Source organism: uncultured Rikenella sp. (genome assembly GCF_948810725.1).
Classification (GTDB): Bacteria; Bacteroidota; Bacteroidia; order Bacteroidales; family Rikenellaceae; genus Rikenella.
Genome location: NZ_CAQIVA010000019.1, coordinates 1 through 21,993, shown reverse-complemented (window position 1 = coordinate 21,993; position 21,993 = coordinate 1). Strand labels below are relative to the sequence as shown.

The window sequence follows — 21,993 nt, the reverse complement described above, 5'->3', positions numbered from 1 at the left end:
GCGCAGTCGTGCCGTAAAGCGACCGCGCGTGAAAGAGAATGCAGAACCCTAAAAAGAAAGACTACCTGACCCCCTCCAGGGTCGACGTCGGCAGATTACCCAGATTCCCCTGCCAGTAAAGCTCCCCCTTCGAATTGACCAAAATCGTGTAAGGCACGTATTGGACATGGAACGCCCGATAGACCCTTCCGTCCGGATCCGAGCCGATAAAATAACGTTCGCCGTACCTCGCCCGGAGCGAATCCAGCGTCGTTGCCGCTACGCCTCTGGTCAGCACCACGATTTGAATCCCCCGATTCCCATTCCCGTGCCGGTGTTGAATCTCAGCCAATTTGGGGAAAAAACGAGCCGACGAAGCATTGTCCGGCGCATAAAACTCGATCAGCATCGGAGCCTCCGTCCGCGGAGGCAGCGTGCTCCATGCCACCCCTTTGAGATCCGGCACCCGCGAACCGATGACCAGTTTCTGCGCCCGCGTCGCCACCGCGCCGCTGCCGAGCATCAGACCAAGCAAGATAAGCACTTTTTTCATCGCGTCGTTCGGTTTGGATTAGTCCGCCAACTGTTGCATCTCGATCAATTTGTGGTAGATGCCCTCGACCGCCATCAACTCGGCGTGCGTTCCCTGTTCCGCAATCCGTCCCGCCTCGACCACGATAATCTTGTCCGCATGCTGAATCGTGCTCAGCCGATGCGCGATCACCAGCGAAGTCCGCCCCCGCAGCAGCGACGACAGCGACTCCTGCACCAGCCGTTCGCTCTCCGTGTCCAGTGCCGAAGTCGCCTCGTCCAGGATCAGGATTTCCGGGTTGCGCAACACCGCCCGCGCAATCGAGATCCGTTGCCGCTGCCCCCCCGACAACTTCATCCCCCGGTCGCCGATATTGGTCTGGAACCCCTGTTCCGTCGCCATGATGAAGTCGTAGGCATTCGCCACCCGCGCCGCTTCCATCACCTCCTCCAGCGTCGCCGAGTCGTTCCCCATCCGGATATTCTCCTCGATCGTGTCGTTGAACAGAATCGTCTCCTGCGCCACAATCCCCATCTTGGCCCGCACACTTTCGATCCGATAGTCGCGCAAGTCCGCCCCGTCCACCAGCACCGCCCCTTTGGCCGGATCGTAGAACCGCGGAATCAGGTCGGAAATCGTCGACTTACCTCCCCCCGAAGGCCCCACCAGTGCAATCGTCTGCCCCTTCGGAATCGTGAACGAGATATCCCGAAGCACCTGCTTGTCCTCGTAAGAGAACGAGACGTTCCGGAACTCGATCCCCTCCTTAAACTCGGCCAACACCCTGGCATCCGGTCGATCCGTGATGGCCGCCTCCGTGTCCATCATGCCGAGAATCCGTTCCCCAGCGGCGATCCCCTGATTGATGTTTCCGAACGCGTCCGCAATGGCCCGCGCCGGCCGCGTCACCTGCGAGAAAGCCCCGAGATAGGCGATAAAGGCCGCCGCCGTGAGGTCGCCGTTCAGAATCATATTCCCCCCGTAGACCAGAATAAACGACAGCGAAGCTACCCCCAGAAACTCGCTCATCGGCGAAGCCATCTGTTGTCTCCGCGCAATGGAGCGCATAATGTCGGAATACTTTCCGTCGAGAGCGCGGAATTTCCGGTCGATATAATCGGTTGCATTGTATCCCTTGACCGTCTTGATGGCGCCGAGCGACTCGTCGAGCAGCGAGACCATCTCACCGAACGCCTCCTGCCCTTCGGTCGCCGACTTGCGCAGCCGTTTGACGATGTAGCCGATGCAGAGCGCGATGACCGGCAGTACCGCCAGCGTGAACAACGTGAGGTGGAACGAGATGCCGATCAGGAGAATGAAATAGCCGATCAGCAGGAACGGCTCTTTGAAAAAGACCTGAAACGTACTGGTGATGCAGAACTGTACGACCTGTACGTCCGACGTGAGTTTCGAGATGATATCCCCCTTGCGCTCGTTGCTGAAGAAACCGACCTGAAGCCGGATCACGCGGTCGAACATCGTGTCGCGAATCTGTTGCAGCGTATGGATGCGCAGATTTTCGAGCGTCCGTTGGGCGAAGTAGCGGAAAAGGTTGCTCAGGAAGACGATCACGACAGTCAGAATGGCCAGCATGAAGAGCAGGTCTTTGATCGTGTATCCTGCGCCGGCAATTCGATAGAGTCCGTAGTTCATCATTGCTTTGGCGTAGTCGGTGCTCAGCTCGAACGTCGGCATCGTCGTCACTGCCTCCATCATTGACTTCGCATCGAACATCGTCTGAATGATGGGGATGATCATGGCGAAGGTCATCGTGTTGAAGATCGTGTGGAGCAGGATGCAGATGAAATACGGCGCGGCGTACCGCCCGTAGGGACGGCCGAACCGGAGGATGCGGAAGTAGGTGTTCATGCGGGTAAAGATAGCGGTTTTTTCCGGTTTCGGTGCTTTTCGGCCCGTGGGTAAGCCGGAGCGCGCCCTGTTACAGCGGATCGGCTTCGGCGATGGCCCGCACCGTCGGAAAAGCCTTGCGTACCCGGGCCAGCGCCTCCGTCAGGATGGCTTTGGCCCGCGCCACCGGCCGTTCGCGTTCGATGCGCAGCAGGATGTGGAGCATGTGCAGGTTTTGTATCCGGTCTACCTGCGGCTCGTAGGGCGGCGAGACGCGCCGTCCGAACCGCTCGCGCAGCAACGCTTCGCACAGTTGTGCCGCCGCCGCGACCAGCGGCTTGCTGCGGTGGCGGAAGGTGACCCGCAGCATCCGGACATAGGGCGGGTAGAGCAGCTGGTGCCGTTCCTGCATCTCGTGGCGGTAGAAACCCTCCGTGTCGTGGTTCGTCACGGCGATCAGCGCCGGGTGAAGCCGGTGGGAAGTCTGGATCACCAGCTCGCCGCTCCCGTCCGCGGGGAGCAGGGCTTTCAGCTGCATCAGCAGCTGGAAAGCCCGCTCGGCAGCCCGGAAGTCGGGATGGGCCAGCAGACTGTCGGCATGGATCACGCCGACCAGCCCAGTCTGGTCGCCGCTCCGGGCCGTGCGAGCCACCATCTGCGTTCCGACCAGAATTCCGGTCTCGCCCTCGGCGAAATCGGTCAGGATGCGTCCCGCGGCTCCCGCGCCCCGCATCGTGTCGGTGTCCATCCGGGCGATGCGGGTGTCGGGGAAGAGCTCCGCCATCTGCTCCTCGACGCGCTCCGTGCCGATCCCCCGCGGCGTCAGGGCCTGCATGCCGCAGGCCGCGCAGGTCGAGACGTAGGGTTGCGACCAGCCGCAGTAGTGGCACACCAGCGCCGAGGCCTCTTTGTGGTAGGTCAGTGTGACGTTGCAGTGGGGACAGGTCGGTGTCGCGTCGCAAGCCGCGCATTCGACGTAAGGAGCGAATCCGCGGCGGTTCTGGAAGAGGACCACCTGCCGCCCCGCTTGCAGCGTCTCTTTGATCCGGCGGCGCAGGTAGGTCGAGACGACTCCGCGGCCGCGCTCCAGCACGGTGACGCGCGGTCGCCGGACATCGTCTGCGGCCGGCACGACGACCGATCCGTATTTTCCGCCTTCGGCCCGGGCATTGAGCCAGCTCTCGGCCGAAGGGGTCGGGCTGACGAGCAGTGTCCGGGCTCCGTGCAGCCGGGCGAGCATCAGGGCCGTGTCGCGGGCATGGTAACGCGGAGCGGGGTCGCTCTGGCGATAGTTCGAGTCGTGTTCTCGATCGACGATAAGGAGTCCCAACCGCTCGAAAGGCAGAAAGAGGGCGGAACGAGTCCCGACGACGATTCCGACGCTTTCGGGCTCTTCGATCAGGCGTTGCCAGGCCGCGCTCCGCGCCCGGTCGGTGAGGCGGGAGTGGTAGACCAGGCAGCGGGTTCCGAAAGCGGACTGAAGGGCGTTGGTCAGCCGGACGGTCAGTACGGTGTCGGGCACGAGCAGCAGGGTCTGACACCCGGTCTGCATCTGCCGGGCCGCTAAAGCGATGTACAGGGCGATCAGCTTTTCGCCGTAGTCTGCGATTTCGCCGCTCAGCAAGAGGGTTTTGTCGGTCTCGAATGCGTTTTGGATCGACTGTAGCGTGGAGGTGTCCGTGATTGCCGGAGATTCCGGCAGTGGCGGCGCGGTTTCGGCCTTCGCCGCCGTCCGGTGCAAGGTGGCCGGGACGATCTCCTGCTGTTCCAGCACGCCCCGTTCGACGAGCCGGAGCACGATGGCGGCAGGTACCGTTTCGGTGATGTCGGCGCGCGCCACCCAGAGTTTTTGAGGATCGTCCGGTGCCAGCTCCGGCTCTCCGTCCGCTCCGACCGGCAGGAAAGAGAGGTAGCTCAGCAAGGCTTTGCACTGTGCTTTGGCGCGCCGGATCTCTTCGAGCGTTTCGGCGATTTTCGAGGCGGAGCGGTACCCCACGGCGAGTCGCACATACAACTCGGCGGTCGGTCGATAGCTTCCGTCACGAATCCCGGTGGGCACGGCGGTTTTGAAGACCTCGCCGGGGGTGCAGAGGTAGTAGTCGGCCATCCACTCCCACAGCCGGAGCTGTTCGGGCCGGACGAACGGTCGTTCGTCGAGGATTTCGAGGATCGCTTTCGGCGGATTTTTCGATGCGGGCGGCGTGTCGTGCATGCGGAGTACGATCCCCTCGCAGACTTTACTTTTGCCGAGCGGCACGCGCACGCGCATCCCCGCCTCGATCCGTGTCTCCTCCGAGGGGAGGCGGTAGGTGAAAGCTCTTGGCAGGGCGAGCGGCAGGAGTATGTCGGCGAAATTCATCGGATCGGTCGAGTGTCTGGCGGGTTTTATGTGTCGGAGTAGAGGCTGGCGCTAAATGCTGCTTGGACCCCGCTCGCCTGGTACCCCGCCCCGGGCTTCCGCGACGCAGGCAGTTACGGGCGATTGGGCGGGCTGGGGAGCGTCGGCAACTACGGTTACAGCTGGGGTTCCACGTTCGACGGGAACAATGGCATGTACTTGGATTTCACCGTGACGGGCCTCGGCCCCAGCAGCACGACGAGCCGGGCCTACGGTTTTCAGTTGCGTTGCCTCTCGGAATAAACGGAGGAGCGGCCCGGTTTCGAGTTTAGCGCAGGAACAGCTCTACTTCTACAGGAGCCGTCGCCCCGTTGTCCGCCTCTTTCGGCGTGACGAACGAGACCCGCTGCACCCGACCCGCATCGTCCGTGAATTCCGCCGCCAGATCTTTGCCGAACGGAAGGTAGAGCGTCAGGTAATCGTTCATGTCCGCCGTCGGCCCCGCCGTTTTGCCTGCCGCCACCATATTCCCCTCCGTATCCGTGATGCGGATATCGCATGCCGCCCGGTCGGCGCTGCTGCGACCGCCCTCCTTGGTCAGGAATGCCCGAATGGCGACCGGTGCCCCGTTTTTGGCTTCCGCCATCTGGGCATTATAGAGGTCGATGTAGAAATCCGTCACGTCGATTCCCGGCACATTATGATTCTCGAAATCCCACACCATCGGGAAGTGCAACCCCGTCGGCCGCCACGAAGTGGCGTACATCCAGTAGATCGGGTCGCTCTTGTCCGCCTTTCCGGCCCGTTCGAGGAACCAGCTGCGGTTCAGCGCCGGGGTCGGGTAGTACTCCGTGAAGTACCACTTTCCGTCGATCCACACCTCCGTCCAGTTGTGGTTCCCCTCTTTCGACACCCACAGCGGCGTCCCCGCGATGCGCGACGGAATCCCCATCGTCCGGAAAGCGTCCGTCAGCAGAATCGAAAGCCCGCTGCACGACGCCATCCCGATCTCCATCGACTCGCCCGGAGACTGGTGCGGTTTCCGCCGTTTGGTGTTGTACTCCACCCCCACGAGGTGCTGCAACTGCTTGTTGATCGTGTCGATCGCCTGGCGCACGTCTGTAATGCTGTCCACCAGCGGGTAGAGCTTCTCCCAGAACATCGCCCGCCACGGTTCGCGCCGCTCGTTCATCGAGGCGTAGGGCAGCACGTCGTTATAGAAGACCGAATCCGGCAGCGCCTTGGCCCACGGGAAAGTTTCGCGCGCCCGGTAGGCCCAGTCCACCTCCCCGAGCAGAAAATCGGCAGTCAGCGTATCCCGGTCGCCCTCGGGCATATAGGCGATCAGGTAGGCCATCCCCTCGCGTTGGTTTTTCGGTGCGCGGGTCAGCGCGTCGAGCAGTTCGGGCCGGTTCGACGAGTCGGCCGCCGCGATGTTGGCCCGCAGGGCCTCGGCCAGCTCCGGCTCCAACCCGGCGTAAGGGTTTTGCGTACAGGAAAAGGTCGCTCCGGCCACGGCTGCCAGTGCGCCTAAAAGTGAAATCTTTTTCATCGTTCGTTCTGTATTTGGATGCGTGTCGAATGACAACAAAGATAGGAATAAAATGTGCCCGGAATGATACAAAATTACGCAGGTACGGCCCCATATCCCGCGTGGGATATGGGGCCGTACCCCGTGGTTGTGCGCGTGGCCGCCCGCTACTCTTCGTAGAAGAGTTCGAGGGTCGCGTTGTTGCCGTTACCGGAGTCGATCCCGATTTTTGAAATGTATTCACCGGCGGATTCATATTCGTATTTTACGGTAAATGATTCTCCGTCCGCATCGGTTAGGGTAAGTTGTTTCGGCAGGTATTTTGAGCGCGTTCCTCCGATACCCAATAAATAAGCGTCGAGGATTGCGAATCCGTCAAAGACCTCTCCAAACAAATAATTGCTACCGATCAAATCCAGGTTGAGGTTGTTCGGCACGGATGTGTTCGGGGTCAGGTCGACTGTATAAGTCCCGAAATATCCTCCGTCTTCGATCTCTTTTTCGACAATGGAATATTTTTTCAGACAGCCGTCTTTCCCTATCGTCAATTCACCGGTATAGGTGTCGGTTATACCTTCTGTCGTTAGCGAAAAAACGAATCCGGTTAAATAACCGTTATTTGAATAAGCATACTCTTTGGTTTCATATTTTGAACCGTCCTCTTTATCTTCTTCGATGCAGTTTGTAGCTCGTCCATTTTCTACAAGAAATTCTACTTCCCAATCTACCACCTCGTCGTAATCGTGGCTGATTTTGATTTTGTCTTGCAGGTATTCGATTTTCGAACCTTCATAAAAAGAATCACCTGTTGAGCTGGTTTTGATTCGAGTCAGTCTGCCTGCGTCATCGTATGAATAATTTGCCGTATAAGTTCCTTCGTCATCCGTCAGGACAGATTTTACGATCTTTTTCGGCAGGATATCCGGCGCGGCGGCGAAGTACATCTTGCCCAGCGGCCATTCGCTGCCGTCCTGTTTCAGGATGATGCTCTGCTCGCCCGACACGGTGGTGGGGGCCGTAAAGGTGATGGAGGTCGAGGTGTGGCCGGTCACGGTGGCCTGTACGTCGTCGGTAGCCTTGGTCAGCGCGCGAAGCCAGATTTCGCTGCCCGCGGTGAAGCCGCTCCCCTGGATCGTTACCGCCGAACCGGCCTGGATCGGGTTCTCGGCGCTCGAGGTCGGCAGGGTCGCGCCCGAGACCGGACAGGGTGTGCCGTTGTCGTCCTTCTTGCAGCCGAACAGCAGGGCAGCGGTCAGCACAAAATACAGAAGTTTTTTCATAACCATGAAAATGAAAATGGCCTCTTCCCGATACTCCGAAGCAGAGATGTAAACACTGGATTGAAAAGAAGAAGTGTGGGTATCGTGACTTTGTTTTCAGTTGATGAGGCTCTGGTAAACCTGCGAAAATAAAAACAAGCAACAATCCCACACCATACCCCATAAGACAAGGTATAGAGCAAGGGCTTTGGGCTCGTTCTCTTTTCGCAAAGAATTTTACCAGAATTCATCAACGAGAACAAACTCAAACACTTCTCATGTTTAAGCTGATATGTCTGCCCGGATCGCGCGGACTCGGACGGGACAAAGATAGCTTAAATTTTGCGAACGGGAAGTGTTCACCGCCTTGGTTGTGGGATTGTTGCCGGGGCGAAAGTACGGATTTCTTCCGTCTTGGGCGGAAATTGACCGAGAATCGTTAATTTTGGCAGTATCATGAAGAAATGGCTGCTTTTGTTTTTGGGAGTGGGGTGGAGCACGGTTGCGGAGGCCCGGTCGCTGCGGGTGACTCCGTCCGTGGTGCAGTTGGGCGAGGTGGCGCTCCGGTCGAAAAACCGGGTCGAGCTGGTCTGTGTGAACGATTCGGATCGGCCGGTGGTGATCCGCGTCGTCCGGACGGACTGCACCTGCACCAAACCGTCGTGGCCCAAAGCGCCGGTGATGCCGGGCGACAGCGTGCGGGTGAGCGTCGTCCTCACGCCGACTGATCGGGGGGCGTTCTACAAAACGCTGCGGTTCGAGACCGTGCCGGCCACGGACCCGGCTCCGCAGGTGGTCTTGCGCGGGAAAGTTTATTGAACTTTGGTGCAGCGGAGGTCGAGCGACGAGCTATTGCCGTATCGCATCACAAGCTGGCAGTAGCTCGGCGACAGCGAAACGACCTCATAAGTCAGAAACGGCGTCCGTTCGCCGGGCCCGTAGACCGCCACGTCGAACCGCTGCGCCTGCCACGTGTGAGGTACGGAGGTAGTCCAGAGCGCGCCCTGCATCCGGTACTCGCCATTCGACTCGAAGGTCAGGCCGGTGCGCGGAAATTCCGCCTCGCCCTCCGGCGTCGTAACGTCCAGGAACCGGTTGCCGGTCTGCGGAAGCTCGAAAGCGTGCCACGTGCCGTTGTTCCGGATCTCCGTAATGCGCCAATAGCCGTACAACGCCTCCGGATCGTAGTTCAGGCGTTCTTCGTCTTCTTCCTTCGAGCAGCTGCACAAGACGAACAGCGCGCTCAACGCATACAAAATCTTTTTCATAGCGGTCTTCGTGTTCGGCGGGTCGATCCGTGTTCTGGGCGGAAAAACGGACCGAGGATACGAACAAAGTGTTATTCTGAACAAAGATAGTCCGATTTTTTCTTTCTCGCTCGGATTGTTATTTCAGAAACAAAACCCTAACTTTGTCGTTATCGGTTCCGCAGCGGGGCCGTAGTGAATCCAAACTTTTTAATAACCACCACATTATGAATCTTTCTCACATCGAACACCTGGGTATCGCGGTCAAAAGCCTCGATGCGGCGATCCCGTATTACGAAAAGGTACTCGGACTCAAATGCTACAACATCGAAGAGGTGGCGGATCAGAAGGTGCGGACGGCGTTCTTCCGGGTGGGCGATACGAAAATAGAGCTCCTGGAGCCGACGTCGGAGGATAGCACGATCGCCAAGTTCATCGAAAAACGGGGCGAGGGGATTCATCACCTGGCGTTCGCTGTGGCGGACGGGGTGGTTGCGGCGCTGGCGGAGTGCGACTCCAAGGGGGTGCAGCTGATCGACAAGGCGCCGCGACGGGGGGCGGAAGGCTTGAATATCGCATTCCTCCATCCGAAGGCAACGCAGGGGGTGCTCACGGAATTGTGCGAAAACCCGGCTGAAAAATAATTCATTCACTTTTACTGCTGTTCTTTGAGCTGGACGGAACCGTACCTTTTCTGAAGAAAAGGTACCCAAAAGACTTTTGCAGAGGTCGTCCCACCGGGACGACCACGGGTTATCTCCGCCTCGTTCGTTGGGCTGGGATTTTCAGGCGAGGCGCGTTATCGGGGATATCACCCAAGCGCGCCCGCCGAAAATCCAGCCCAACGAAACAAACCGAGATTTGGGCGACCGGCAGCTTGAGGATGCGTAAGCATCCGTCTAAAGTTTTTTTGGTTCTTTTTGTTCACAACCGACGCGGCCAGCGAGTGCAATGCAAACGTAGTTTGCAAATTGCCGAGCGGCGAGGAGGAAGGCGAAGCCAAAAAGAACAGTACCCTCCAACCCAATGAACGGGCAGTAAATTAAGTAAGTTACAGGATATAATGAGTGTTAATCAGGAAAAGATAAAAGAGCTCGTAGCCAAGCGCGAGCAAGCCAAGCTCGGCGGCGGTCAGAAACGGATCGACTCCCAGCACGCCAAAGGGAAACTCACCGCTCGGGAGCGGATCGACCTGTTGCTCGACGAAGGGAGCTTCGAAGAGTTCGACATGTTCGTGACCCATCGGTGCACCAACTTCGGGATCGACAAAGAGTCTTATTACGGGGACGGCGTCGTGACCGGATACGGGACGATCGACGGGCGGCTGGTCTATGTTTTCAGTCAGGACTTTACCGTATTCGGCGGATCCTTGTCCGAGACCTTTGCCGCCAAGATCTGCAAAGTGATGGACATGGCCATGAAGAACGGCGCCCCGATCATCGGGCTCAACGACTCCGGCGGCGCCCGGATTCAGGAAGCCGTCAACGCCTTGAGCGGCTACACCGAGATTTTCCAGCGGAACATCATGGCCTCCGGCGTGGTCCCGCAGATTTCCGCCATCATGGGGCCGTGCGCCGGTGGGGCGGTTTATTCGCCCGCTTTGACCGACTTCATATTGATGAACAAAGGCACCAGCTACATGTTCGTCACCGGGCCGAAAGTCGTGAAGACCGTCACCGGCGAAGAGGTGACCCAGGAGCAGCTCGGCGGCGCATCGATGCACTCCACTAAGTCCGGCGTGGCGCATTTCGTCAGCGAGACCGAAGAGGAAGCAGTCGCCATTATCCGGAAGCTCCTCAGCTACCTGCCCCAGAATAATCTGGAAGACGCCCCGCTGGCCGTTTGCACCGATGACATCGACCGCGTCGAAGACGCCTTGAACGAGATCGTGCCCGACAATCCGAACAAACCGTACGACGTGCTCGACGTGATCCACGCCATTGTCGACAACGGCGAATTCTTGGAATCCCAGCGGACTTTCGCTCCGAATATCGTGACCGGGTTTGCGCGGTTTAACGGCCAGAGCGTCGGAATTATCGCCAACCAGCCAAAATACTATGCCGGAGTGCTCGATATTAATGCCTCTCGGAAAGCGGCGCGGTTTGTCCGGTTTTGCGATGCCTTCAACATTCCGATCGTGACGCTGGTCGACGTGCCGGGCTTCCTGCCGGGGACGGCGCAGGAGTACGGCGGGATCATTACCCACGGGGCAAAGCTGCTGTTTGCTTATGGGGAAGCGACGGTGCCGAAAGTGACGGTTATTTTGCGGAAGGCATACGGCGGGGCTTATTGCGTGATGAGCTCCAAACACCTGCGGGGCGACCTGAACTACGCATGGCCCACCGCCGAGATCGCCGTGATGGGAGCCCAGGGCGCTGTCGAGGTTTTGATGGCCAAGGAGGCCAAAGGGATCGAAGACGACGCGAAACGGGCCGAATTCCTCGCCGAAAAAGAAGAGGAATATCGGCAGAAGTTCGCCAATCCGTATGTGGCGGCCAAGTACGGCTATATCGACGACGTGATCGAACCGCGGAACACCCGCTTCCGGATTATCCGGGCCTTGCAGTCGCTCGTGACCAAAAAAGTCGTCAACCCGCCGAAGAAACACTCCAACATTCCGTTGTAAGCCTGCGTGTTATGATGAAGAGACTCTTATTTTTGCTCGGCATCGCCCTCCTTTGTGCCGAGGGGTATGCGCAGGGGCTGAAGGACATACGGATCAACGAAGTGTTGGTCGACAACCGGAACAGCTACATCGACGACCACGGGAACCATGTGGGGTGGGTGGAGCTGCACAATACGGGCTATTCGAATGTGAACATCGGCGGCGCCTACCTGACGGTACGTCGGGGGGATGCCGCTCGGACGTATCGTATTCCGAAGAACGACGCCCGGACGCTGATTCCGCCGCAGGGGTATGTGATCTTCTTTGCGGACAGTTCGTCGAACCGCGGGACGTTCCACACCAATTTCGTGCTTGACGAGACGGGCTATCTGGCCTTTCTGGATCAGGGGCGGAACGTGGTGGACTCTATCGTTTACGACGTGGCGGCGCAGTCGCCGGACGTCTCGATCGGCTGGACGGACGATCCGGAGACCGGCGAAGAGCGTTTCGGCCAGTTGGCCGGAATCACGCCGTTGCAGGCGAATGAAATCGAAGAGCGCATGCCGGCTTCCGAGAAGTTCTTCCTGCGCGACCCTTCGGGCGCGGTGATGGCCATCACGGCTATGTCGGTGGTCTTCTCGGCGCTTGTCCTGCTCTACCTGATTTTCAAAAACGTCGGGCGCGGGATGACGCGGATGATGCGGGCCAAGGAACAGAAGGCGGTAGCGGCCATGCCGGAAGAGGTGAGGTCGACGATCGATCCGTCGGGACAGCTCCTGGGCGAGGAGATCGCGGCGATCGCGATCGCGCTGCGCAGGTACGAGGAGGATTTGCACGACATCGAGTCGCATGTCCTGACCATCAATCGGGTGGCTCGTGCCTACTCGCCGTGGAGCTCCAAGATTTATGGACTCAACAATCAACCTCTGCGGAAGTAACCCTACTCCATTTTTAACCGTTCGTTTATTTGCGCCTTATCTGGAGGGTACTGTTCTTTTTAACTTCGCTGCGCTCGTTTTCCTCCTCGCCGCTCGGCAATTTGCAAACTGCGTTTGCATTGCTCTCGCTGGCAGCGTCGGTTGTGAACAAAGAGAACCAGAAAAACTTTAGAGGATGCTTGCGCATCCTCAAGCTGCCGGCGGCCCAGCTCTCGGACTCTTCTTTGGGCCGGGGATTCTTCCGGGCGCGTTGGGGTAATTCCCACATTATACGCGCCCGGAGAACCCCGACCCAAAAGGAATCACGAAGACAGAGGACTGCGGAGCCTAAGGAGTAGCGTAGCTAACTAAAAGTTTTTGGTGCCGCTTTTTACAAAAAGCGGCAGTTCCCTGCGGGTAGACACAGATAAATGAAAGGATTGAGAAAAATAGAAACACACAGCGATGAAAGAGTATAAGATCAAGATCAACGGCAACGAATACGCCGTATCGATATCCAACGTCGAAGACAACACTGCGTTGGTGAACGTCAATGGCACCCAGTACGAAGTGGAAGTCGAAGGGATGAACGCCCCGAAAGTCGCCAAGACCCCCCGGATCGTCCAGCAGCCCGTGGCCGCTTCGGCTCAGGGCGATGCGCATCCCGCCACCGCCCGGACATCGAGTCCGGCCGCTACCGCCTCGGCATCCGCCGGAAACATCAAGTCCCCGCTGCCGGGCGTCGTGCTCGACGTGATGGTACAGGTCGGGGATGCCGTGAAGACCGGCCAGAAACTGATGATTCTCGAAGCCATGAAGATGGAGAACAACATCGACTCCGACCGCGACGGCACCGTCAAAGAGATCCGGGCCCGTAAGGGAGACTCCGTGCTCGAAGGCGACGTATTAATCACCATCGGATAACCCGCCAGCGCATACAGACACTATGGAGAACTACAGCTTTTGGGCCTTTATCGGCGAGAACATCCACCAGTTTCTCACCTACACCGGCTTTGCGAACGTGACCTGGGGGCATCTGATCATGATCGCCTTCGGTCTGGCTTTCATCTATCTGGCCATCGCCAAGAAGTTCGAACCCATGCTGCTGCTGCCCATCGGGTTCGGGATACTGGTCGGCAACATTCCGTTCGTGCCGGGGCTCCAGATCGGCGTGTACGAAGACGGATCGGTGTTGAACTACCTCTATTTCGGCGTTTTGAAAGGAGTCTATCCGCCCTTGATTTTCCTCGGGATCGGAGCCATGACCGACTTTTCGGCCTTGATCTCCAACCCGAAACTCATGCTCATCGGAGCTGCGGCGCAGCTCGGGATTTTCGGCGCCTATATCGCGTCGTTGGCCTTGGGCTTTAGCGCAGCCGAAGCCGGAGCTATCGGGATTATCGGCGGGGCAGACGGGCCGACCGCTATCTTCCTCAGCTCGAAACTAGCGCCGGACTTGATGGGGGCTATCGCTATTGCTGCCTATTCGTATATGGCCTTGGTGCCGGTCATCCAGCCGCCGATCATGAAACTCCTCACCACGAAGAAAGAGCGGCTCATTCGGATGAAACCGCCGCGCCAGGTGCCGCAGCGCGAGAAAATTCTGTTCCCGATTATCGGGATGCTCCTGACCTGTTTCCTCGTACCTTCGGGGCTGCCGCTGCTCGGGATGCTCTTCTTCGGCAACCTGCTGAAAGAGAGCGGGGTGACTAAGCGTTTGGCGACGACGGCGAGCGGGCCGCTGATCGACATCGTCACCATCCTGATCGGTCTGACCGTCGGAGCTTCGACGCAGGCTACGACTTTCCTGACGTGGAAATCGCTGGGAATCTTCGGGCTCGGGGCTGCTTCGTTCGTCGTGGCGACGTTCGGCGGGGTCTTGTTCGTGAAGTTCTTCAACCTCTTCCTCAAGGAGGGCAACAAGATCAATCCGCTGATCGGGAATGCCGGGGTTTCGGCAGTGCCGGACTCGGCGCGGGTGTCGCAGGAGGTGGGGCTGCACTACGATAAGACGAACTACCTGCTGATGCACGCCATGGGGCCGAATGTGGCGGGGGTGATTGGTTCGGCGGTCGCTGCGGGGATCCTGCTCGGCTTCTTGTCTTAATCGATTCTGTTTGTAGGTTGGCTGGAACTGCCGCTTTCTTGTAAGAAAGCGGCGCAAAGAACTTTCGTGATAGCTACGCTACTCCTTAGGCTCCGCAGTCCTCAGTCTTCGTGAATCTGTCGGGCTGGGTTTTCTCGGCGAGCGCGCTAATAACGGGCAAATAACCCAAGCGCGCTGCGCCGGAAAACCACAGCCCAACGAACCAACCGAGATTTAGGCCGCCGGCAGCTTGAGGATGCGAAGCATCCGTCTAAAGTTTTTCTGGTTCTCTTTGTTCACAAAGAGAACAGTACCCTCCACCCCGCAACCAGTAACAATTACAGTATATGGAAAATCCGATGGAGATCGGCGTCACCGGCGAGAAGATGCGCCTGTGGACCCAAGACCTCGTCAAGAAATACAAATCGCGCACCGTCGTGAACCGCGTTTCGATCGACGTCGAGCAAGGCGAGATCGTCGGTCTGCTCGGGCCCAACGGCGCCGGGAAGACCACTACCTTCTATATGACCGTCGGGCTGATCAAACCCAACGACGGCAAGATTTTTCTCAACGACCTCGAGATCACCAAAGAGCCCGTTTATCGGCGGGCACAGCTGGGCGTAGGGTACTTGGCACAGGAAGCATCGGTCTTTCGGCGGCTTTCCGTCGAAGATAACATCAAAGCCGTGCTCCAGATGACCGACTACTCCAAAGAGTACCAGCGCGAGCGGATCGAATACCTCATCAAGGAATTCTCCTTGCAGAAAGTGCGTAAGAGCCTCGGCCAGCAGCTCTCCGGCGGCGAGCGGCGGCGGACCGAGATTGCGCGCGCCGTGGCCATCAATCCCAAGTTTATCCTGCTCGACGAGCCGTTCGCCGGCGTCGACCCTATTGCCGTGGCCGAGATCCAGTCCATCGTCGCATCGCTCAAGGAGAAGAACATCGGCGTCATCATTACCGACCACAACGTCCACGAGACCTTGTCCATCACCGACCGCACCTATATATTGGTGGAAGGAAAAGTGATCCGTACCGGAACCGCCGAGGAGCTCGCAGCGGACGAATTCGTGCGACGCGTTTACCTCGGGCCCGACTTCGAATTGCGGAAAGTGCGAAAATAATTATCTGTCGGGCGAACATCGTAACGGATTTTTTAGTTACTTCGGAGTATAAACCTCAAATAAAACAGGCTTATGCTCCGAACTCTTTTTATCGGCCTGCTCGCCGCAGCGTGCGGCACAGCCGCTGCGGCCGGCCCGCAGAAATTCACGGTCGACGGCCGGATCGACGGCCTGCAACCCGGCGACACCATCCGCTTCGAGACCATTCAACTGCCCCGGTGGCAGTATCTCCCCGGCTTCGACATCGTCGTGAAGAGACCCGGCCGCTTCCGTTATAAAGGCACCCTGGAGCACGACCAGTACTACATGATGACCTACCACCCGAAGACCGGGAAAGTCAGAAAGAACGGTCGGGCCGGTAAGCCCGTAATCATCACCCCCGGCGACCGGATCACCGCGGTCGGAACCGCCGACGAGATCTATTACAGCGCCTGGGGCGGAGGCGTCTACAGCGACCCCGAGCTGGCCGAAGTGCTGCGCGTCGAGGACTCGCTGGGGCAGGTGCGCGGCAGCTACCTCCGGCGGTACGCAGAGCTCATGGAGCAGAAAGATACCCTCGCCGCTCGGGAGTGTGGCAAGAAATTCAACCTCTTTTACGACGACAATCGCGCCGCTGTCGACCGCGTGCGGACATTGAACCGCAACTATCGGAAAAACCATCCCGACGGGACACTCTACCTGCTCGTCGAAGAGATTCCGGGACTCAGCTACACCCCGGTGGACAAGGCCCGCGCCACCTTCGACACCTACTCCGAAGCGCTCCGCGAGAGCTATTTCGGGCAGCTCTATGCCCGCTACATGGAAGCCATGGCCCGACTGGCCGTCGGACAGCCGGGGCCCGACTTCACCGTCACCACCGTCGACGGACGCACCCTCACCAAAGCCGATTTCCGCGGGAAATACCTCCTGATGTACCACTGGGGGATGTGCCCCGGTTCGATCGCCATCGACCGCTACGTGCGGGAACTCTACGACGAATACCATGCGCAGGGCTTCGAAGTGATGGGACTCACCCAGTCGATCGACGTTATTCGGAAAGTATACGAATCCCTGCCCGCAGACCGTCCCACCCCGGCGAGCGGCACCGACGATATCCGTCCGGTATTGGCCCGGATGGTCGAACACCCCTGGATCGAAGTCGAATTGGAGACCGATCATCCCGAAAACCAGGCCCTGACCGAAGCCTATGTCATTCAGGGCTTGCCCTTCTTCGTCTTCCTCGGGCCCGACGGGAAGATACTGGCCCGCGAATTCCACCAAGCCTTTCAGGATGCCGTCCGCATACTGAACCGCGAGCTCGGCGGCGGCAAAGACGAGTAGCCGGCCTATTCGATCGACAATCCATACGACGCGAGCAGCCCCTCGAGGCCATCGCGCGAGAATCTGGCACCCCGCATTCGATTGATTGCGGGGTCTATCGTATATTGGAACGCCGTTCGGAAATCCGCCTTCTCCAGTTTGCACCCGTCAAACAGCGTCCGTTCCAGATCGCATCCCGAAAAATCCGCCTGTGTCAGGTCGCACTCCGAGAAGAAACACTCTTTCGCCGCACCCCCAGTGAACACCGTTCTCGGCATCTTCAGGTCATGAAACGAACAGAAACTGAGGTGACAGTTCCGGAACGCCACCGAAAAGCCGAACTTGCGGCACCGGCCGAAATCGACACCCCGCACCTCGCACTCCTCGAACACCGCCTCCCGCATGCCGGTCTCCTCGAACTCCGCCATCCCGAACCGGCACTTTTCGAACCGACACTCCGTAAAGTCGAAATCCGAGAAGCGGGCCCCCGTGAAGTCGCACTCCCGGAAAATGCACCCCTCGAACTCCCGTCCCGGCAGAGCCTCCGCCCCGCAGATTTTGTGTAATACCTTGTCGTAAATCATAGCCGTCGGCACCAAAAATAGCGGATTTTCGCAAAATTCCTTACCTTTGCCTCTCTTTATTCATGCACAATACAAAACCGGATATTCTCCTATGAACGTAGCCAGAGAAAACCTCGAAAACCAGACCGCCCTGCTTCGCGTCACCGTCGGCGAAGCCGATTACAAGGAACAGGTGGATAAGCAGCTCAAAGAGTACAAACGCAAGGCCAACGTGCCGGGCTTCCGTCCCGGGATGGTGCCCATGGGGGTCATCAACAAGATGTATCGCAAAGGGGTGCTGGCCGATGTCGCCTATCGGAAAGCCACCGACGCAGCGTTCGAATATATCAAGGAAAACAACATCGAAACCGTCGGCGACCTGATGCCGTCCGAGACGAAACAGGGAGACCTGGATTTCGAAAACGGCACCGACTTCGAGTTCGTCTACGAGATCGGCCTCGCCCCCGAGATCGACCTCGCGCTGACCAAGAAAAACAGCGTGACCAAATACGTCATCGAGCCGAACGACGACATGCGGAAAGGTTTTCGGAGCAACTACATGCGGCGTTTCGGGAAACTCGTGGACGTAGACGTCGTGGCCGACGAAGAGGCCCTGACCGGGACCCTGACCCAGGGGGACGATGTTAAAATCGAAGATGCGTACGTCGGGCTGATCAGTATGGACGAAAAAGCCCGGAAGCCGTTTATCGGGAAGAAAGTCGGAGACGCTGTCGAAGTGGATGTCAACGAGATTTATAAGACACCGTCGCAGCGGGCATCGATTCTCGGCGTGAAAGAGGCCGAGCTGGAGGGGATGAACCCGAAATATACCTTCACCATCACCCAGATTCGGAAATTCGCCGAACCGGAGATGAACGAAGAGTTCTTCAAACTCGCGTTCCCGGCCGGAGATGTGACCACTCCGGAACAGTTCGACGCCCGGATCGATGAACAGGTGCGCGGCGAACTGGCCAAGGAGACCGAGTACAAGTTTACGACCGACCTGCGGAAATACCTGCTGGAAAAGACCAAACTCGCATTGCCGGAGGCGTTCCTCAAGGATTGGCTCTACCGGGTGAACGAAGGCAAATTCTCGATGGAAGAGATCGAAAAGGATTTTCCGCAGTTCCTCGACATGATCCGTTGGGACATGATCCGTCGGAAAGTGATGAAAGACAACAACCTCGAAGTGACTCAGGAGGATGTCAAGGCCGGGGCTCGGGATGTGGCGATGATGCAGTTCCAGTACTACGGGATGCACACCGTGGCGGACGATATGCTCGAGAACTTTGTCGGCTCGATCCTCGGGAACAAGGAAGAGGTGCGTAAGATTTACGACACCGTAGCGGAGCGGAAAGCCGTCGCTGCGATTGCCGACCAGATCAAAGTGAACGAAAAGACCGTTACGCCGGAGGAGTTCCAGAAGCTGGCGTAGTGCTGCGAGCTCGTTTGTCGCGAGTCTTTTAGTGACGATAGCGCTTTGTCCGTCGCCGTTTCGACCTCAGGTCGAAACGGCGACGTTTTTTGCGTCCGCTGGGTTCGCCTTTTTAAAGCGGTGCGCGGACGAAGGATTGGGCTGTCGGCAGCTTTAGGATGCGTCAGCATCCGTCTAAAGTTTTTTCGGTTCCTTTTGTTCACAAAAGGAACAGTACCCTCCCGTAGGACAGACGCGCGCCCGCCTTAGGAGGGAGATCGTCAAAATGTGCTGGCACGTTTTGACAAGATTTCCCCCGGCGCGCCAAAAAACGGCGGAGCGAAAGCGGAGCCGCAGTGAGGTTGACACGGGGCAGAGCTTTGAGCTGGTTCTTGCGACCCTTTAGGGTCGCGCGGGCCGAAGCCTCCCGTCGCGGAGGCCCGCAACTCACGTTGCTGTAGGCCCCGCAGGCTTCGGCCCACCCAAGAGAGTAGGGTAGTCCCAGCCCCTTGTCCCCGGCCCACTCCTTCCCCGTTTATTCCGAGAGGCAACGCAACTGGACACCGTGGGCGCGGTAGCCGGAGCTGTTGGGGTTGATCCGTTGGGTATAGAAGCTCAAAAATGTGCCGTAGATGCGGTTGGTGCCGCCGACTGCGGGCGACCAGCTGAATCCGCCGTAGCCGACGTTGTCGGGTTGGCCTCCTCGTCCATAGTAGCCGCAGTCGCGGAAGCCCGGGGCGGGGTACCAGGCGAGCGGGGTTCCCTCGCCCGAGGTGCTTACCTTGTAGAGACGACCGTTGGTGGCTTTGTAGTCTCCTTTGCCGTAGGATTCTCCGGGAACGCCGTCGGAGTAATAGGGGAATGTTCCATTCAACGGCGTGGTGGCGTCCCGCGTAAAGTCAGACCCAATTGCAGACCCGATTGCGCCGCGCCCAGACGAACAGTCGGAATCGTTCTCCCCTCCATATGTGTCATGTTTCGCAAAAAAATGCTATTTTTACCCTTTCTCAACACCCATCGAATGGACTACAAAAAAGAATTCGAACGATACGCACGACTCGGCCGCGGCATCTCGTCGCTCGCCATGCACCGCTACGACCGGCTCACAGCCGAATATATCTCGCCCACCATCATCGAAGAACGACAACTCAACGTCGCCACCATGGACGTCTTCTCGCGCCTGATGATGGATCGCATTATCTTTCTCGGCGTGCCGATCTACGACGATGCCGCCAATATCATCCAGGCCCAGATGCTTTTTTTGGAGTCGAACGACCCGAAAAGCGACATTCAGATCTACCTCAACACCCCCGGCGGCTCGGTGTCGGCCGGGCTGGGGATTTACGACACCATGCAGATCATCTCGCCCGATGTGGCGACCACCTGTACCGGTATGGCCGCTTCGATGGGCGCCATTCTGCTGACCGCCGGAACCAAAGGAAAACGATCCGCCTTGCAGCACTCGCGGATCATGATCCACCAGCCCCTGGGCGGCGTCGAAGGGCAGGCCAGCGACATCGAAATCACCGCCCGGCAGATCCTCAAGACCAAAGAAGAGCTCTACCACATACTGGCCGAGCACAGCGGCGTAACCGCCGAAAAGATCGAACAGGACGCCGACCGCGACTTCTGGATGACCTCGGCCGAAGCCGCCGAGTACGGGCTGATCGACGGCGTGCTGACCAAACGGGAAGGGCTGTAATCGCCTCCCTCTTACCGATTTTATTCGAGACCTATGGCAGAAAATAATAACAAACAGGAACACTGTTCGTTCTGCGGCGCTCCGGCGGCGCAGGTCGGGATGATTATCCACGGACAGGAGGCGATGATCTGCAACAACTGTGTGGAACGCGCCTGGGAGATGGTGCGCGAGGAGATGGAGAGCCGCGTGCGGAACGAAGCCGCCTCCACGATCGGCGAGGCGATGGCCTTGTATACCCCCCAGTCCATCAAAGAGTTTCTCGACCGCTATGTGATCGGGCAGGAACGAGCCAAGAAATACATCTCGGTGGCCGTTTATAACCACTACAAACGGCTGATGCACAGTTTGACCGATCCGCAGGATACGGAAGATTCGGACATCGAGCTCGACAAATCCAACATCCTGCTGGTGGGCGAGACCGGGACAGGGAAGACTTTGATTGCGCGGACGATTGCGCGGCTCTTGAATGTGCCGTTCGCCATCGTGGACGCCACGGCGCTGACCGAGGCGGGATATGTGGGCGAGGATGTCGAGAGCATTCTCTCGCGGCTGTTGCAGGCGGCGGACTACGACGTCGCCGCGGCGGAACGCGGGATCGTCTTTATCGACGAGATCGACAAGATCGCCCGCAAGAGCGACAACCCCTCCATCACGCGCGACGTCTCGGGCGAAGGGGTGCAGCAGGCCCTGCTCAAGATACTGGAGGGGACGGTGGTCAATGTGCCGCCGCAGGGGGGACGGAAACACCCCGATCAGAAATATATCCAGGTCAATACCCGGAACATACTTTTTGTGGCGGGCGGCGCGTTCGACGGGGTGCAGAAGAAGATCGCCCAGCGGCTGAACACGCGCGTTGTCGGATACGGCCAGCAGCAGAAAATCGCCGAGGTGGATCGTGAGAATCTGTTGCAGTACATCACGCCGAAAGACTTGCGGAGCTTCGGGCTGATTCCGGAACTGATCGGGCGTCTGCCGGTGCTGACCTATCTGGAGCCGCTGGGACGCGAGGCGTTGAGGCGGATTCTGACAGAACCGAAAAACGCCATCGTCAAACAGTATGTTCGGTTGTTCGAGCTGGACGGGGTCAAACTCTCGTTCGATCCGGAGGTGCTGGACTACATCGTGGACAAGGCGATCGAATACAAACTGGGAGCCCGTGGGCTGCGCTCGATCTGCGAGGCGATCATGATGGATGCGATGTTCGAGGTGCCGGCGTCGAAACGGAAAACGTTCCGCGTGAAACTGGACTATGCACGAGCAAGGGTCGAAGCCATGCAAGTCGCTTAAAACAAGTATTCATTCGTTCTTTTTCTGCTCCTAACCGGCCGGAACCGTACCTTTCTTGAAAGAAAGGTACCCAAAGAACTTTTGCAGAGGTCGTCCCCATGGGACGACCACGGGTTATCTCCGCCTCGTTCGTTGGGCTAAGATTTTCAGGCGAGGCGCGCGTGGGGTTCTCGCCCATTATTAGCGCGCTCGCCGAAAATCCAGCCCAACCCAATCGGGCAGACACGGCCAGAGCATCCCGCAGGGATGCGCTCTGAAGTTTTTT

Annotated in this window: 19 protein-coding genes; 11 read left to right on the top strand and 8 right to left on the bottom strand. The window is 58.4% G+C overall.

All coding sequences use genetic code 11. From position 1 onward, the window contains the following. Positions 1-61: 61 nt before the first annotated feature. From Q9S52_RS06660 to Q9S52_RS06640, 5 genes are all read right to left on the bottom strand, one after another. Entirely contained in the window at positions 62-532 is a 471-nt protein-coding gene (locus Q9S52_RS06660) for a hypothetical protein (protein ID WP_294593396.1), read from the bottom strand. A gap of 18 nt (positions 533-550) precedes the next feature. Further along, positions 551-2,380 carry an ABC transporter ATP-binding protein gene (locus tag Q9S52_RS06655; RefSeq protein WP_304708567.1) on the bottom strand — a complete coding sequence of 610 codons (1,830 nt, stop codon included), beginning with the start codon at positions 2,378-2,380 and terminating at the stop codon, positions 551-553. A gap of 70 nt (positions 2,381-2,450) precedes the next feature. After that, a complete protein-coding gene (gene priA / locus Q9S52_RS06650) occupies positions 2,451-4,718 on the bottom strand; it encodes a primosomal protein N' (RefSeq protein WP_304708566.1) in 2,268 nt (755 codons plus the stop codon). A gap of 307 nt (positions 4,719-5,025) precedes the next feature. Next, entirely contained in the window at positions 5,026-6,249 is a 1,224-nt protein-coding gene (locus Q9S52_RS06645) for a transglutaminase-like domain-containing protein (protein WP_304708565.1), read from the bottom strand. Between the two features lie 146 nt (positions 6,250-6,395). Continuing rightward, a complete protein-coding gene (locus Q9S52_RS06640; RefSeq protein ID WP_304708564.1) occupies positions 6,396-7,508 on the bottom strand; it encodes an IPT/TIG domain-containing protein in 1,113 nt (370 codons plus the stop codon). Between the two features lie 435 nt (positions 7,509-7,943). Here Q9S52_RS06640 and Q9S52_RS06635 point away from each other — a divergent pair, with 435 nt between their 5' ends. After that, complete coding sequence (locus Q9S52_RS06635) at positions 7,944-8,306, top strand: DUF1573 domain-containing protein (RefSeq protein ID WP_300727378.1); 363 nt, start codon at positions 7,944-7,946, stop codon at positions 8,304-8,306. Here the strand turns inward: Q9S52_RS06635 and Q9S52_RS06630 are convergent. Beyond that, positions 8,300-8,755, bottom strand: coding sequence for a hypothetical protein (locus Q9S52_RS06630; protein ID WP_300727375.1), 456 nt, complete (start codon positions 8,753-8,755; stop codon positions 8,300-8,302). The two genes, Q9S52_RS06635 and Q9S52_RS06630, sit on opposite strands and share 7 nt — an antisense overlap. A gap of 206 nt (positions 8,756-8,961) precedes the next feature. Between Q9S52_RS06630 and mce the strand changes: the two genes are divergently transcribed. From mce to Q9S52_RS06595, 7 genes are all read left to right on the top strand, one after another. Then, positions 8,962-9,378 (top strand): methylmalonyl-CoA epimerase, encoded by a 417-nt coding sequence (gene mce / locus Q9S52_RS06625; protein ID WP_304708563.1) that lies wholly within the window; start codon positions 8,962-8,964, stop codon positions 9,376-9,378. 419 nt (positions 9,379-9,797) lie between these two features. Then, a complete protein-coding gene (locus Q9S52_RS06620; RefSeq protein ID WP_304708562.1) occupies positions 9,798-11,360 on the top strand; it encodes an acyl-CoA carboxylase subunit beta in 1,563 nt (520 codons plus the stop codon). Between the two features lie 11 nt (positions 11,361-11,371). After that, on the top strand, positions 11,372-12,277 hold the full coding sequence (locus Q9S52_RS06615) for an OadG family transporter subunit (RefSeq protein WP_304708561.1): 906 nt from the start codon (positions 11,372-11,374) through the stop codon (positions 12,275-12,277). Between the two features lie 444 nt (positions 12,278-12,721). Beyond that, positions 12,722-13,180 carry a biotin/lipoyl-containing protein gene (locus Q9S52_RS06610; RefSeq protein ID WP_294594251.1) on the top strand — a complete coding sequence of 153 codons (459 nt, stop codon included), beginning with the start codon at positions 12,722-12,724 and terminating at the stop codon, positions 13,178-13,180. 22 nt (positions 13,181-13,202) lie between these two features. Further along, a complete protein-coding gene (locus tag Q9S52_RS06605) occupies positions 13,203-14,363 on the top strand; it encodes a sodium ion-translocating decarboxylase subunit beta (RefSeq protein WP_294594253.1) in 1,161 nt (386 codons plus the stop codon). 365 nt (positions 14,364-14,728) lie between these two features. Further along, on the top strand, positions 14,729-15,463 hold the full coding sequence (lptB, locus tag Q9S52_RS06600) for an LPS export ABC transporter ATP-binding protein (RefSeq protein WP_294594261.1): 735 nt from the start codon (positions 14,729-14,731) through the stop codon (positions 15,461-15,463). Between the two features lie 72 nt (positions 15,464-15,535). After that, positions 15,536-16,783: a TlpA disulfide reductase family protein gene (locus tag Q9S52_RS06595; protein ID WP_304708560.1), complete on the top strand. Its 1,248-nt coding sequence runs from the start codon at positions 15,536-15,538 to the stop codon at positions 16,781-16,783. Between the two features lie 5 nt (positions 16,784-16,788). On the opposite strand, the gene Q9S52_RS06590 is transcribed toward Q9S52_RS06595, so the two are convergent. Further along, the gene (locus Q9S52_RS06590) at positions 16,789-17,358 is read right to left on the bottom strand and encodes a pentapeptide repeat-containing protein (protein ID WP_304708569.1); all 570 of its coding nucleotides are present in this window, start codon (positions 17,356-17,358) and stop codon (positions 16,789-16,791) included. Positions 17,359-17,437: 79 nt separating this feature from the next. Here Q9S52_RS06590 and tig point away from each other — a divergent pair, with 79 nt between their 5' ends. Beyond that, positions 17,438-18,760 (top strand): trigger factor, encoded by a 1,323-nt coding sequence (gene tig, locus Q9S52_RS06585; protein WP_297624003.1) that lies wholly within the window; start codon positions 17,438-17,440, stop codon positions 18,758-18,760. 514 nt (positions 18,761-19,274) lie between these two features. Here the strand turns inward: tig and Q9S52_RS06580 are convergent. Continuing rightward, on the bottom strand, positions 19,275-19,613 hold the full coding sequence (locus Q9S52_RS06580) for a hypothetical protein (protein WP_304708559.1): 339 nt from the start codon (positions 19,611-19,613) through the stop codon (positions 19,275-19,277). 147 nt (positions 19,614-19,760) lie between these two features. Here Q9S52_RS06580 and Q9S52_RS06575 point away from each other — a divergent pair, with 147 nt between their 5' ends. Both Q9S52_RS06575 and clpX read left to right on the top strand, forming a co-directional pair. Next, a complete protein-coding gene (locus Q9S52_RS06575) occupies positions 19,761-20,441 on the top strand; it encodes an ATP-dependent Clp protease proteolytic subunit (protein WP_294594856.1) in 681 nt (226 codons plus the stop codon). A gap of 33 nt (positions 20,442-20,474) precedes the next feature. Continuing rightward, positions 20,475-21,728, top strand: a complete 1,254-nt coding sequence (gene clpX, locus Q9S52_RS06570) for an ATP-dependent Clp protease ATP-binding subunit ClpX (protein ID WP_300828954.1) — start codon at positions 20,475-20,477, stop codon at positions 21,726-21,728. Positions 21,729-21,993 lie beyond the last annotated feature (265 nt).

Bases quoted from the DNA above. Each gene is read 5' to 3' on its own strand.
- Q9S52_RS06660 (WP_294593396.1), bottom strand. From the start codon at position 532: ATGAAAAAAGTGCTTATCTTGCTTGGTCTGATGCTCGGCAGCGGCGCG.
- Q9S52_RS06655 (WP_304708567.1), bottom strand. From the start codon at position 2,380: ATGAACACCTACTTCCGCATCCTCCGGTTCGGCCGTCCCTACGGGCGG.
- priA (WP_304708566.1), bottom strand. From the start codon at position 4,718: ATGAATTTCGCCGACATACTCCTGCCGCTCGCCCTGCCAAGAGCTTTC.
- Q9S52_RS06645 (WP_304708565.1), bottom strand. From the start codon at position 6,249: ATGAAAAAGATTTCACTTTTAGGCGCACTGGCAGCCGTGGCCGGAGCG.
- Q9S52_RS06640 (WP_304708564.1), bottom strand. From the start codon at position 7,508: ATGAAAAAACTTCTGTATTTTGTGCTGACCGCTGCCCTGCTGTTCGGC.
- Q9S52_RS06635 (WP_300727378.1), top strand. From the start codon at position 7,944: ATGAAGAAATGGCTGCTTTTGTTTTTGGGAGTGGGGTGGAGCACGGTT.
- Q9S52_RS06630 (WP_300727375.1), bottom strand. From the start codon at position 8,755: ATGAAAAAGATTTTGTATGCGTTGAGCGCGCTGTTCGTCTTGTGCAGC.
- mce (WP_304708563.1), top strand. From the start codon at position 8,962: ATGAATCTTTCTCACATCGAACACCTGGGTATCGCGGTCAAAAGCCTC.
- Q9S52_RS06620 (WP_304708562.1), top strand. From the start codon at position 9,798: ATGAGTGTTAATCAGGAAAAGATAAAAGAGCTCGTAGCCAAGCGCGAG.
- Q9S52_RS06615 (WP_304708561.1), top strand. From the start codon at position 11,372: ATGATGAAGAGACTCTTATTTTTGCTCGGCATCGCCCTCCTTTGTGCC.
- Q9S52_RS06610 (WP_294594251.1), top strand. From the start codon at position 12,722: ATGAAAGAGTATAAGATCAAGATCAACGGCAACGAATACGCCGTATCG.
- Q9S52_RS06605 (WP_294594253.1), top strand. From the start codon at position 13,203: ATGGAGAACTACAGCTTTTGGGCCTTTATCGGCGAGAACATCCACCAG.
- lptB (WP_294594261.1), top strand. From the start codon at position 14,729: ATGCGCCTGTGGACCCAAGACCTCGTCAAGAAATACAAATCGCGCACC.
- Q9S52_RS06595 (WP_304708560.1), top strand. From the start codon at position 15,536: ATGCTCCGAACTCTTTTTATCGGCCTGCTCGCCGCAGCGTGCGGCACA.
- tig (WP_297624003.1), top strand. From the start codon at position 17,438: ATGAACGTAGCCAGAGAAAACCTCGAAAACCAGACCGCCCTGCTTCGC.
- Q9S52_RS06575 (WP_294594856.1), top strand. From the start codon at position 19,761: ATGGACTACAAAAAAGAATTCGAACGATACGCACGACTCGGCCGCGGC.
- clpX (WP_300828954.1), top strand. From the start codon at position 20,475: ATGGCAGAAAATAATAACAAACAGGAACACTGTTCGTTCTGCGGCGCT.